This is a genomic window from Microvirga roseola (assembly GCF_020866965.1).
Taxonomy (GTDB): Bacteria; Pseudomonadota; Alphaproteobacteria; order Rhizobiales; family Beijerinckiaceae; genus Microvirga; species Microvirga roseola.
Genome location: NZ_JAJATX010000082.1, coordinates 1 through 12,872, shown reverse-complemented (window position 1 = coordinate 12,872; position 12,872 = coordinate 1). Strand labels below are relative to the sequence as shown.

At 60.4% G+C, this 12,872-nt stretch carries 12 protein-coding genes and 2 pseudogenes; 9 read left to right on the top strand and 5 right to left on the bottom strand.

Annotated features, from left to right (window positions below; translation table 11 throughout):
- The coding region (locus LG661_RS22765) for a hypothetical protein (protein ID WP_230534284.1) at positions 1-219 on the top strand (219 nt) is incomplete at its 5' end.
- A 4-nt stretch (positions 220-223) separates the two neighbouring features.
- The gene (locus tag LG661_RS22760; protein ID WP_230534283.1) at positions 224-664 is read left to right on the top strand and encodes a c-type cytochrome; all 441 of its coding nucleotides are present in this window, start codon (positions 224-226) and stop codon (positions 662-664) included.
- Between the two features lie 895 nt (positions 665-1,559).
- Here the strand turns inward: LG661_RS22760 and LG661_RS22755 are convergent.
- Both LG661_RS22755 and LG661_RS22750 read right to left on the bottom strand, forming a co-directional pair.
- The gene (locus LG661_RS22755; RefSeq protein ID WP_230534282.1) at positions 1,560-3,485 is read right to left on the bottom strand and encodes a methyl-accepting chemotaxis protein; all 1,926 of its coding nucleotides are present in this window, start codon (positions 3,483-3,485) and stop codon (positions 1,560-1,562) included.
- A gap of 94 nt (positions 3,486-3,579) precedes the next feature.
- Complete coding sequence (locus LG661_RS22750; RefSeq protein ID WP_230534281.1) at positions 3,580-4,320, bottom strand: hypothetical protein; 741 nt, start codon at positions 4,318-4,320, stop codon at positions 3,580-3,582.
- A gap of 288 nt (positions 4,321-4,608) precedes the next feature.
- Here LG661_RS22750 and LG661_RS22745 point away from each other — a divergent pair, with 288 nt between their 5' ends.
- The 6 genes and pseudogenes from LG661_RS22745 (at position 4,609) to LG661_RS22725 (ending at position 10,943) form a co-directional block, all read left to right on the top strand.
- On the top strand, positions 4,609-5,112 hold the full coding sequence (locus LG661_RS22745; protein ID WP_230534280.1) for a cupin domain-containing protein: 504 nt from the start codon (positions 4,609-4,611) through the stop codon (positions 5,110-5,112).
- A 164-nt stretch (positions 5,113-5,276) separates the two neighbouring features.
- Positions 5,277-6,731, top strand: a pseudogene (locus LG661_RS22740) (carboxypeptidase M32).
- A 218-nt stretch (positions 6,732-6,949) separates the two neighbouring features.
- Positions 6,950-7,051, top strand: a complete 102-nt coding sequence (locus LG661_RS25715; protein WP_456085522.1) for an alpha-amylase family glycosyl hydrolase — start codon at positions 6,950-6,952, stop codon at positions 7,049-7,051.
- Between the two features lie 286 nt (positions 7,052-7,337).
- Positions 7,338-7,952 carry a DUF2231 domain-containing protein gene (locus LG661_RS22735; RefSeq protein WP_230534279.1) on the top strand — a complete coding sequence of 205 codons (615 nt, stop codon included), beginning with the start codon at positions 7,338-7,340 and terminating at the stop codon, positions 7,950-7,952.
- A gap of 295 nt (positions 7,953-8,247) precedes the next feature.
- Positions 8,248-8,451 (top strand): hypothetical protein, encoded by a 204-nt coding sequence (locus LG661_RS22730; RefSeq protein WP_230534278.1) that lies wholly within the window; start codon positions 8,248-8,250, stop codon positions 8,449-8,451.
- 212 nt (positions 8,452-8,663) lie between these two features.
- Positions 8,664-10,943, top strand: a complete 2,280-nt coding sequence (locus LG661_RS22725) for a bifunctional diguanylate cyclase/phosphodiesterase (protein WP_230534277.1) — start codon at positions 8,664-8,666, stop codon at positions 10,941-10,943.
- A gap of 17 nt (positions 10,944-10,960) precedes the next feature.
- On the opposite strand, the gene LG661_RS22720 is transcribed toward LG661_RS22725, so the two are convergent.
- Entirely contained in the window at positions 10,961-11,344 is a 384-nt protein-coding gene (locus LG661_RS22720; protein ID WP_230534276.1) for a hypothetical protein, read from the bottom strand.
- A gap of 415 nt (positions 11,345-11,759) precedes the next feature.
- Here LG661_RS22720 and LG661_RS22715 point away from each other — a divergent pair, with 415 nt between their 5' ends.
- Positions 11,760-12,032, top strand: coding sequence for a DUF2312 domain-containing protein (locus tag LG661_RS22715; protein ID WP_230534275.1), 273 nt, complete (start codon positions 11,760-11,762; stop codon positions 12,030-12,032).
- 309 nt (positions 12,033-12,341) lie between these two features.
- On the opposite strand, the gene LG661_RS22710 is transcribed toward LG661_RS22715, so the two are convergent.
- Positions 12,342-12,515: a hypothetical protein gene (locus LG661_RS22710; protein WP_230534274.1), complete on the bottom strand. Its 174-nt coding sequence runs from the start codon at positions 12,513-12,515 to the stop codon at positions 12,342-12,344.
- Between the two features lie 144 nt (positions 12,516-12,659).
- Positions 12,660-12,872: pseudogene (locus LG661_RS22705) on the bottom strand (hypothetical protein); the annotation flags it as partial.

Sequence of the window (12,872 nt, the reverse complement as noted above, 5' to 3'; positions counted from 1 at the left end):
GCTGTTTGCCTCGACCGGCAAGGGCCGGGTGCTGACCAGCACGGATCAGGGCCGGACCTGGAACAGCTTCGGCGCGCCGAAGTCCTGAAGGAGAGCCTGATGATGGGCATGATGGACGGCATGGAGTGGACGATGGCGGGCATGGGCCTTGTCTGGCTCCTCATCGCCATCCTGCTCATCCTCGGGATTGCGGCGCTGGTGAAATACCTGCGCCGCTGATCCGATGCATCTCTCTCGACGCATCATTGTTCTCGCCGGCGCAGCGGCCCTTCTTCTCGGGGCTACCGTGCTGGCGTGGACGATATACTCGGAACGGGAGCGCTCAGCCCAGATCGCCCTGGGCCAGCAACTTTATGGTGCCTACTGCGCCTCCTGCCACGGCGCCGGTCTTCAGGGCGAGCCCGACTGGCAGAGCCCCAAGCCGGACGGGCTGATGCCGGCACCTCCGCACGATGCGAGCGGCCACACCTGGCACCATTCGGACGAGGAGCTGTTCCGGATCACCAAGTTCGGCATGGCCGCGGTCGTGCCGAACCATCGGAGCGCCATGCCGGCGTTCGGCGGTGCGCTGTCGGACCGGGAGATCGAGGCCACCCTGGAATACATCAAGAGCACTTGGTCCGAGCGCGAGCGCGCCTATCAGAGGGAGCGGAGCCGCCTCTGATGTGACCACCCGACGACGCCAGGGCTGTGAACCGGCGCAGTGCGTGCCCCCCTGTAGGCGCGTAGCATGACCCCGGGCAGCGTCCGAGAAGCGACAGGGGGGCAGCGACTTTGCCCGCCGGAAGGAGGGCCAGCCGTGCGAGCCGATGAGGGGTCACGGGCCCCGCCAATCCACAACCCACAACCTGCTCACCGAGGCTGCCTGGGAGACGGTTTCCCTGCGTGACGTGCTGTGGGCCGAGCTGGAGTCCTACGATTGCGGTTCGGGCTGTCGGGTTATGCTCAACGGGCTGCCCGTGCCGCTGGCGCCCCGCGTAGCGGTCGCGCTCGGGATGGCAGCTCATGAGCTGACGACAAATGCTGCAAAGCACGGCAGTCTCTCCGTGCCAGAAGGCCGGGTTAGCGTACGTGGCAGGTGAGCACGAATGGGGACGGCACCTATCTGCACCTGAGCTGGAAGGAGACTGGCGGCCCCGCTGTGCGACAGCCGTCCCGTACGGGCTTCGGCTCGCGCCTGCTCCAACAGGGGATTGCCCGCGATCTGGATGGTGAGACCCATCTCGATTTTGCCGTTGAAGGATTGGGCTGTCGGATGCTGGTGTCGCTCAACGAGCTTCAGGTGGCACGCGCCCCGAGTGGAAAGGGTTATCCGAAACGATCCGCCCCGATATACGTGAGTGCCGCCTCGGGTACCGGGACAGGATGAAGGATGTCTGCGCCGGGTCGAACTGGGAATCTCCCTGCCTTTCAGGAATGTCCGGTGTATCCGCCTAATGCGGACATTCGGTCTACTTCGCAGATGTGCAAGAGCGGCCCTTTCGCGGGACTGCTCTGCACGTTGGCTCACGAGCATGCGTGAGGCTAGCTCATCCCGTCCTGCGAAAGCATCCTTCACCTCACGCTGCTTTGACGCCCGACAGGAAGTATTCCACCTCCTGCCCAAGGCTGGCGGAATGACGAGACAGCTCCTGCGCTGACGAGAGCACCTGAGCGGCCGCCGTGCCCGTTTCGCCCGCCCCTTGGCGAACCTCGCTGATGCTGCCGGTGACGAACTCCGTGCCCCGCGCCGCCTCCTGCACGTTGCGGGCGATCTCAGAGGTGGCTGCTCCCTGCTCTTCCATGGCAGCGGCAATCGCCACTGAGATCTGGGACATCTCGCCAATGGTGCTGGCAATCGCCTGAATGGCCTGAACCGCTTCCGTTGTCGCCTGCTGCACGCTGGCAATCTGCGATGAGATCTCGTCCGTGGCTTTGGAGGTCTGGCTTGCTAATTCCTTCACCTCGGTGGCGACGACCGCAAAGCCCTTTCCAGCCTCACCGGCGCGGGCCGCTTCAATGGTAGCATTCAACGCCAACAGATTGGTCTGGCTCGCAATGGTGCTGATGAGTTGAACCACATGGCCGATCTTCTCCGCCGAGGCAGCCAGCGTCTGCACGGTCTGGTTGGTCCGCTGAGCGTCGCTCACGGCTCGCTCGGCGATCTGTGAGGAGGTGTGGACCTGAGAGGCGATCTCGCGAATGGAGATGGAGAGTTCCTCGGTGGCGGCGGCCACGGTCTGCACGCTGGCCGAGGTCTGCTGGGCCGTGGAGGCAACACCCACTGACTGCTGGGTGGTCCTGTCCGCTACAGCCGTCATAGACTGGGCAGTCTCTTCGAGCCCGTTGGCTGCGACCGAGAGGCGCTGAACCAGAACGCCGACCTTCGCCTCGAAGCTCTGGGCAAGCTCTGCCATCATGCGACGCTTGTCGTCTTCGCTCTGCACGCGGGTGCGCTCCTGTTCGGTTCGCAGATGTTCCATCTCCTGAGCATTGTCGCGGAAAACTTCGACAGCCTTAGCCATCTCGCCGATCTCATCACGACGTTTTGCTCCGACTACGTCAATGCCGATATTCCCGTCAGCCAGAGCCCTCATTGTCTTGGTCATGGCGCTGACGGGCCGCAGGATCCCACGGAGCAAATAGAGGCAAAGCCCAACGGTCATTAGAACCGAAACCGCAGCGGCAGCCATGTTCATCCAACGGGTCACGGCAGCCAGGGCGCGAGCCTCCTGCTCGACCTGCTCCGACGCCTCTGCGATCCGGCCACTGATGGTCTCCATCGCCTCTTCGAGCGCATCGAACTTCTGCACAAAGTCGGGAAGCAGCTCCTGCTCGGCTTCCCTCGTGCTCTCAAATGCCATCTCAACCAAGCTTGAGGCGGATTTCGCATAAGCCGTTAGGGGAGCTTCGACATCAGCAAGAGCGCTGCGAATTTCAGCACTGAGAGCAAGACTCTTGTTCGATTCGATGTCGCGTCGAAGCTGAGCCATGTGGTCGTTGAGATCCTCCTCGATGTGAGGCCGCAGCATCGGCTCGATCCGTGCCGCATGGAGGGCGCGATAGACGTCGCCCCGCAAGGCATCATGCATCATGTCGGCACTTCCCTGGTTACGGGTTGCGTGCGCGAGGATAAGGTTTTGCGAGATGCTGCTCGTGAGAGCAGCATTACTCCAAACGGCGCTTATGCCCGCTCCGAGCCCTACGGCGAGCATGAGGCCAGTAATAATGACAAACTTCGCCCGTAACGACTGCATGACTCCCCCCAATTCCCCAGGAAACCATGTTCGCACTGTTGTTAAAGAAGTCCTACGTCGCAGGTAAATATGAGTGATTTTTTTGTGCACCAACATGGCGCTGTACTGAACCCAACGCTGGGGAGATCGGCTGATCAAGGTTGATCCATCGTGGTCAACGGGGCGCCGGACTGCTGCCCTCCTCACAATGTGCAAGGTCCGCATCGGGTCACTTCGAGACAATGCTATCCCCTTTTTGAACGTCTGCATACCGCCCGCAAGCAGACCAATGTAGAAGGTCTGACATGTGCTAGAAGCGGACCTTTGGCGAAGGTCTGCAAGCAGATGCTTGGATCCCTTTGAGTCATAGTGCCTCTACATCGTTCTCTCTCAGGGCTAAGGCAGCGACCCGGAATTTGGCCCGCTCGGCCGCCTCCTCGGCGCATTTCTCCAGATGCGCCGCCTTGTTGATCACTTGAAGATTAGGTGCCCCCCAGAAGGCGAGCAGGTCGGGCCATGGCCGTGAGCGGTGCTCCGACCACACGGCGAAGAGCGGAACGCGGTGGTCCACCTCGGCGGTCTTCAGCAGGCGGCGCCCGCTGGTGGCGCATCTTCGCTTCTGGCGCAACTTCAGGATCCTGAGCTGATCAGATGGCGCCATCCAGAGCTGCCAAGCCACCACGCAGGCAGCATGCCAAGTGGCGTTCCGATTTGGCTTGCCGTCGCCCCAGAGGTCGCAATGCCAGCCGAGCCTAAAAACCGGCTGCCCGCAGACGCAGCAATGCCCTGGCCCGCGCATGAAGGCGCACTCCCGGTAGGGCGCCGGCGGCGTGCGGAAAGAGAGCGGCAGACCCGTCTCGTTGTCGGACCCGAGACGCCAGTGCCATCCTGCTGGCTGTCCGCTTTTGGCTGCTAGCGCCCGCGCCAAACGATCAGCCAAAAGCGGGCGATGCCGCCAATAGGACTCCACGGCACGGCGTTGGGTCGGTGGGATGAGCGGCTGACGGTGCACGTGGGACAGAACACAGGCCGGGAACAGCGCCGAAAGACGTTTCTCGAGCCGAGCCCGTGCCTTCTGGTTCTTTTCGTCTCGCCAGTTCGACATCCCGGATCAGCCGATCGTGTGAATCGCTCTCTCGTCTGTAGCGGCAAGACTCGTCTAGGGAAACTGCGAACCCGACCCGCGAACTCGTCAGCCAGATCGCCGACAGCTTCCGGTTTTCGGCCGTAACCTCCGGCTCACCACCGCCGTGGTGTTCGGCGGCGTCACCATCTCCCGCCAGGGCCCAACGAGCAGTACAACGCCGCGCCGGAGCCCTGAAACGGGCTTCCTCCCCCTCGGTTCCTTTCTCGTGCTGCAAGGGCAACAAGCCAAAACGTCTCAGAGAGCGCCATGACAGACCACGACCATGACCATGACAGCAGCCACGATCCGCACGAGCACTGGAAGCACCACGGCGTTCAGGTGATCAAGGGCGACCGCCTCGATCCTAACACGGCCCAGACCCCGGGCATGTTTCGCCAGGCCGCAATCAATCATGCCCGGGTGGGGGCCCAGAAGATCTGGGCGGGCAGGGTGACGATCCAGCCGAATGCCAAGACCGGGGTGCACCACCACGGCGAGCTCGAGAGCGTCATCTATGTGATACGCGGCAAGGCTCGCATGCGCTGGGGCGAGCGGTTGGAGTTCGTGGCAGAGGCCGGGCCTGGGGATTTCATCTATGTACCTCCCTTCGTGCCCCATCAGGAGATCAACGCCAGTCCCGACGAGCCCCTGGAATGCGTCCTGGTGCGCAGCGACAACGAGGCCGTGGTGGTGAACATCACCGATGTGGATCCGGTCGAGCAGCCGGAGGAGGTTTACTGGGTCGATCCGATCCACAAGCACCCGGAATAGGCCAGGACTGCGCCCCCGAGACAGACTCAACGGCGGCCCCGATGCTTTCACCCGGGCCGGCAACGGGGTCGCTCTGCCCGCCCGCTCGCCCGCAAGATCAACCCCGAGGACGGAATTCACGCCCACATGCAAGCCGACAAGACGCTGAAGAACGCTTTGCCCGCATCGGCTCAATCGAGGACGCGATTGGCATCCTGTAATGGGACACTGGGACCCTGATGCCGGAGGGGGCCGCCGACAATCGCTCCGATCAGCTCGCAACGCTCAAGGGCATCGCCCCTGAGCTTCTCACCGCACCCGACACGCGCGACCTCCTGGGCCAGGCGGATCAGGACAGCGGCCATCTCGACGAGTGGCAGCGTGCCAACCTGCGTGAAATGCGGCGAATCTATCTCCATGCCGCCGCCGTTCCGGCCGATCTCGTCGAGGCCAGCTCCAGGGCCGTCTCCCGGGCGGAGCTGGTGTGGCGGGAAGCCCGGCAGAACAGCGACTTCGCCCTGCTCCTGCCGCACCTGTCGCAGGTGCTCGCCTTCCAGCGGCAGATCGGCGAGGCCAAGGGCGAGGCGTTGGGGCTGTCCCCCTATGATGCTCTCCTCGACGGCTACGACCCGGGTCTCCGCCAGGCTGCCATCGATCCCCTTTTCGCCGAGCTCGGCGAAGAGTTGCCTGCTCTGATCCAGGAGGCGCAGGAGCACCAGAAGGGTCTTCCCGCCATCCAGCCGCTCGACGGCTCCTTCCCGGTCGAAGATCAGAAACGCATCGGCGAGCAGTTGGTGAAGGCCGTCGGCTTCGACTTCAACCGGGGGCGGCTCGATGTGAGCCTGCATCCGTTCTGCGGCGGATCCACGGGCGATGTCCGGATCACCACCCGTTACAGCGAGGCAAACTTCATGAGCGCGCTTATGGGCGTGCTTCATGAGACCGGGCATGCGCTCTATGAGCAGGGCCGCCCGGAAACGTGGCGTCGCCAGCCGGTCGGGTTGGCGCGCGGGATGAGCCTGCACGAGAGCCAATCGCTGCTCATCGAGATGCAGGCCTGCCGAAGCCAGGAGTTCGTCACGTATCTTGCTCCCCTCATACGGGAGACTTTCCAGGGAGAGGGGCCGGCCTGGAGCCCTGAGAACCTTCACCGGATCCTGACCAGGGTCGAGCCGGGCTTCATCCGCGTGGATGCCGACGAGATCACCTATCCGGCCCACATCCTGGTTCGCTACACGCTGGAAAGGGCGTTGATTGCCGGCGACCTCCCGATCGAGGACCTGCCATCCGCCTTCAACGAGGAGGTCAGGAGACTTCTCGGTCTCACGGTGCCCGATGACAGCCTGGGCTGCCTGCAGGACATCCACTGGCCCGGCGGCGCGTGGGGATACTTCCCGACCTATACGCTCGGGGCCATGACGGCGGCTCAACTCTTCAGGGCAGCCTGCCAGGCGGATCCCGACATCCTCCCGGGCTTGGCGATGGGTGATTTCGCGCCGCTTCGGACTTGGCCGCGCGCCAATGTCCATGCAAAGGGGAGCCTGATCACCACCGAACAGCTGCTGGCTGCCGCAACCGGGCAGCCGCTGACGGCAGAGGTCTTCCGCGATCACCTGCGGGAACGGTACCTCGCGCACTGAGTCTTGCGCCTGATATGTGTTGATCCATGTTGTCCCGGGACCAGAATTGATAGGCGGGCAAGCGGTAGGAAAAGAGTCTAAGCACCCATCCGAGAGGGACAGCTTGTCCGGGTTCTTGAAGACTGGTACCCCTGTTACGGTGGCTGTTATCTCAACTATTCCAGTTGGCGGCAGATGCGAGCAGCCCTTCGTGGGACGCTATCATCTATACCATCGACGTGACCCGTTTCGCAGATCTAACCGGGGACGGCTTTGGCGATTTCAGGGGTTCTACGACCCGGATCGACTATCTCGATCGGCTCGGCGTCACCTGTATCTGACCCCTGCCCTTGTATCGTTCCCCGCGCCACGACACGGTCGTCAGAAGGACGGTGGCTTCCCCACGGTACCAAGCGGAACCTATCCCAAGCCCGACAATTGTCGACTGGAGCAGTCTCCAGTTGAGATCTCGGGCGAGCAGTTCCTGATAGGTGCGGCACTTGTCCGGTTCGGAGGCGGCAACTCCGGTATCGGCCTCTCCGTACAAGACCGCGGTACCGACATAGGTGAGACATGGATCGCCACCCTCCTATGGAGGCAACGATCTCTTTGACAGGGAGGTTTTCGATGCCGATGCGCGTTCAGGAGGTTCATCCTGCGATTGCCCACTTCCCGGTGGCTCTGCTGCCCACGGCTGTAGCATGCGATCTGGTCGGTCGGCTGACCGACAATAAAGCGCTGATGGAAACGGGGCGCCAGCTGATGCCGATTGCGGCGGCCAGCGCCGCCGCCACCGGCATTGCCGGCTTTGCCGCGCAGGAGGCCGTCAAAACCCGCGATGTCTCGCACGATCTTCTTGTCACCCATCGCACGCTCAACATTGGACTGCTTGCACTATCGATGGCTTTGGCCGGGATCCGTGTACGCCGGAAACGACCGGGCGCTGGCTATCTTCTGGCCGGTCTCGCCGGAGCCGCCCTTGTGACGTACTCCGGCTATCTGGGCGGCCGAATGGTGTATGCGCACGGCGTTGGCGTGGAGCCCGCCGACGGGGTCGAGCACGAGCGTGCGCCCGAGATGCCTCGCGACGGTCTCGGGAGAGCCGCGCGCACGTCTGCCTCCAATATTGGTCATGCGGTCAGGCACACCGCTCACGACATGGCGGAAGGGCAGATCGCCCCGAGGTTCCAGGAGCGTGCTTCACGCCTGCGAGGAAACTCCGGCGGACCGGCTGCAGGATAGGCGCGATCCCAGGCAGCAGGGCGATCTAGAGGCCGGCACCGGACTGCGCTGGGCCCTCCTCACACGCTCGTGCTGCTCGTCTGTGACCGCCGCGCTCCACTGACGACCGTGAGTAGTTAGGCAGTGTACGCAGCCGCGCTGGGCGGCCTGCCGCCGACGCCTAAAGCGTAGGAAAGGAACCGTAAATGGACGCAACCCGGTCCCCCCGCGGGGCGCAGGGCCCCTCAAGAGCGAGACCGAACGGCCCCACAATGGGACGTTCCCCACCGAACTCACAGCGCGTTCAACGGAGGAGGTGTTCGAGGATCACCTGAGGCTCAGGATGGCGGGGAAGCTTGAGGAGGACCTGCGCCACAACTATGCGGATGACGTCGTTCTGCTCACGGAGAACTCCAATGCCCGTGGGCACGACGCAATCCGGATATCCACGGAGCGGCTCCGGAACCAACTGATAAAGTTCGTCCGTATCTGTCCAAAAGCCAACCGGAAGGTGGCCTAGTCGTAAATGCAACTTGCCGTGATGGTTGCCGGATAGGGATCGAGCTTGTAGTGCCTCGCTCCGGGGCGAAGCGGCTGGGGATTGTAAAGTGCTTTAACTATTCTGCTTCGAGTGATTTAAATCCGGTTAATATTAACGAAACAATGACAATTTTCGGTGAACTTTGACGGAGATCACCGCCAGAACCGAATTGAAGTCCATTGTCATTTTATTTGATCATCTTCGTAAGCATTGTGACTGCGGCTGCCGCAGTCGCAGGGGCTGCCCTCACCTTTATGCGTGGAAACGTCGACCTCGCGAGAGCTGAGAACGATCTCGCGAGCGGCGCCCTTGCCCTTCAAGAGCGGACAGAGAATGTCCTCCAATCCATCGAGAGCGTTCTGCGCGACGTGGTCAGCCGGATTCCATCAGCTTGCCTACGAACCGGCAAATTTGAGGGATTCGCCGCCTCGCAAGCTACCAAAGCCATTCTGGTTGGGGCATCCAGCTCCCTTCCTCAGGTCACCCGCATCGACCTAGTTAATGCACGAGGGCGGATCGTCGGCTCATCGAATCCGTTCCCTATCAACGATCCCATCTATCTCACAGGCGCATCCTACTATCAGGCTCTCTCGACGGATCCGTCGCTAGTTTTATACCTCGGCGAACCGATGAAGATCCGGGCCACCGGTAAAAGAGTTTTCTCCTTGGCCCGGACAATCAAGGATACTGAAGGGAACTTCCTCGGCATTATCGTATCCACAATCGATGTCAGCCAGATTGAAAGGGTTCTCGAAGATCGGCCCATAACGCGCACCTTAGCGGTCACATTCTACCGGCGTGACGGAATGATTCTTGCTCACAGCCCCAAGTCCGAGAGGGTGCTTGGGCAGAAGATTTGGCATCCCAACACACCTCTGCAACGGGTGATCGCAAAGAACACGCCAACGCTCATCCGCGATATCAGCTGGATCGATAAGAGAGAGCGGGTGATAGCTCTTCATCCTCTTGCAAACTATCCCGGTGGCATCGCGGTCAGCAGAGCTGTAGCAGATCTCGTACCCGGAAGGCACTTCGAAGCTCGCCTGATTAGGTTCATTGCCTACCTCATGGATATCGCAATCGACGCGGCCAGCGTGCTGGGCTTGCAGCAAGTCAGAACCGGCATTCTCCGGGCTGCAAGCGAGAGCTACTTATCCCGCCATGATATTCTGACTAAGCTCCCCAACAGGCACCTCTTTAGTGAGGAACTGAAGCGGACATTCCTCGGCTCTCAACAATCCGGCGGAGCCTTTGCTTTACATTTTCTCGATATCGACCGGTTCAAGGACATCAATGAGAACCATGGGCATGGAGCGGGAGACGAGATCATTCAAACTGTGGCACGGCGTTTGCGCGAACGTCTTAGGAAGAGCGATTTCATCGCTCGGATCGGTGCTGACGAGTTTGCTATCATTCAGAGACCGGTCAGAGACCGGCAGCAGATCATAGATCTTGTCATGGCTGCCCAGGCCGCCATGAAAGTTCCTTGCACCGTCATTACCACGGAAGTCGATGTCGGAGTTTCAATTGGCGTTGCGATAGCTCCCTCCGATGGCAATACCCCACCCGAACTCATGAGAGCTGCCGACACTGCCCTTTATGCGGCAAAGACAGACCCGGACAGCAGCTATCGGCTCTATGATGCGAGTGTCAAGGATTCTCGGGCAGAGCGTCGCGCACTGGAGGCGTCTCTGAGGAGCGCCCTGGAAAACGGAGAGCTCGAGTTGTTCTACCAGCCAATCCTTGATCTGCCGACAAATCAGATCTGGGGCTGTGAGGCGCTGGTGCGATGGAGGCACCCGACGAAAGGGTTGATCTCACCTCTGGAATTCATTCCAACCGCGGAAGAGTCAGGTCTTATCGGTCCGATCGGCGACTGGATCCTCGATGAAGCCTGCTCGACGGCTTTGACCTGGGATCTGCCGTTGAAAGTTGCGATCAATCTCTCACCAATGCAATTCAAGCGCCGAGATGTTTTAGCGAGTGTGAAGAAAGCCCTAGCTCTATCGGGCCTACCAGCCCATCGGCTGGTTCTGGAGATCACAGAATCAGTCAAGCTTACCGGCGAGGCGACCGCGACGCTTGAACGCCTCAAGACTCTAGGTGTCTCGATTGCGCTGGACGATTTCGGTACAGGTTATGCATCGATGAGCTATCTCAGAAGCTTTGCTTTTGATAAAATTAAAATTGATCAGTCGTTCGTGCGTGGGATAACGGATTCGTCCGACAGCCGTGCGATTATCAAGGCAACTATTGGACTTGCTAATGATCTTAGGATGAGCACGACGGCCGAAGGTGTAGAAACGGAAGAGCAGCTCAATGCTCTACGTTTAGCTGGCGCATCGCAGGCCCAAGGCTATTTTATTGCTAAGCCGATGCCTCGTGAGGCAATCGCAGCTTTCATTGCAAGCACCCAAGGACCTCATCAGAACAGCTTGAGCGAACAGCTTTCTTCACGGGCCATCGCCTGATTACGCGTGAAGGATATCTATTGGCACAGTAATGCTTCTGTAATGGGCCGTTGGGTGTCAATCTCCACCCATCCCGCAACGTAGGGCAGCACGAGGCGCGTCTCGTAGGCTTCCAAACTTGCGGCCGGATAGACTTCATCGCCCCCGAAAACCAGGATGCTCCCGCTTTCGGTACGAATTCCCTCTCCGCCTTCTTCGCGTGACGTCTCGTCCTTGGATACCAGCAAATCCGCCTGGGCGACATGATAGGCGACAGTGTAGGTGGCGTCCCACCCGTCGCCCGTGTCACTGATATAATCGATCCAGAAAGGGGTTTTTTGATTGCTGTAGTCGTAGAGATTGAAGCAGGTAATGCCTTCAGTGCCCCTCTGACTACCGTCATCCCGGGTGATCCCTTCCACCAGACGAGGGTCCGCATGCTGACCGAAGAGAGTTGCAACCACACATGGCGGCTGGTGCGGAGGAGCTGGAGGGGAGCATACCAGCAGACGCTGGCCTTGGCATTCTTGGGGCGCACGTGACTACACAGATGAGGTAGGACTGGTAAGACCAGTGTACTATCGCCCAACGCCAGGATTGTTCCAGCACCAGTCATTGACCGTAGCACCGAAGTGGAAGCGCCAATCGAGGCGCTGTTGGCGAATGTTGTTCTGCTTCGGGAAAGTTCACCACTGGATGCGTGGCCGTGGGATGTTCACGATATCCCTATTCCCAATATCCCTAGATGACGGTTACGTGCGGCGAGTTGCTCTGGATTAACGAGGCGCTTACTCTCGTAGCGGATAGTGCCGGTCTACGTACGGCAATGGAGAAGCTATGAGCGACGTCGTTGGAGTGCCGGGCAATCGGATCCGCTCGTTTGTCGAGCGCATCGAGCAGATCGAAAACGAGATCAAGGACCTGAACGAGGCAAAGAAGGAAGTTTTCTCCGAGGCCAAGGGAGAGGGCTTTGACGTGAAGATCCTTAAGGAGATCATCAAGCTGCGCAAGCAGGACCAGGACGAGCGGGACGAGCATGATACTCTCCTCGACGTCTATATGCGAGCGATGGACGAAGCTGGGTCAGCCCCTGTCGCTGAGGCAGCCTAAGCACACGTCGACGAAATAAGATAGCAATTCGGCCGTCTCCTGATAGACGGCCCTTTTACTCCTGAGGTGATGCAGCGTCATGGGATGCGGCAGGGCTTGCGGTTCTGCTCCAAGAGATTCCTCAGGCTGTATCCTCGGAGGCGCTCACATAATCATTGCCCTGCATGTCTGCGATCAGCAGACCGGCTTTCTGGCGAATTTTGTTCTCAACCTCAGCCGTAATCTCGGGATTGTCCCTCGGGCAGGTCTTGGCATTGCGGTATCGGGCCGTTACACGATCTCATCATTGCGCGGTGACATCTGCTCCAATCAGCCGAGAAGGATCCGGTGAGAGCCCTTGGAAAGGTCGAACCAGCTTGACGCTACGGTGCGGTAGCTACCGTAGGCGGCTCCGTGCATGCGGCCGAGATGTTCCTCCTCGATCCGGATCTGGACCGAGAAGGCAATCCAGGCGGCAGCAAGCGCAACGGTCAGGTGGACCAATACGGGCACCTGGATAGAGCGGCCACCGCAGTTTTGGCGCCTCGTTTGGCTACGTTCATCTGTTGGACCAGAATAGCGGACGAGACCCGGCGAGATGGACCTCGTCTCGAAAGGCACTGCCTTCGATTATCCTGCCAGCACGGTTCATTGCATGGATCTTGCGCACTCGCCGTCAGGTGAGAGATCCGGATGCGGGCCAAGCCTTTCAGCAAGAAAACCGACAAATGTCTTAACCTTTGCTGCAATGTGCCGATTGGCCGGATAGACCGCGTAGATGGGGATCGTCGCGAAGTCCCAGTCCTCTAGCACTATTTTGGCAGGTATGAGGAACCGGGCGGGGCCTGCCGACGTCTGCTC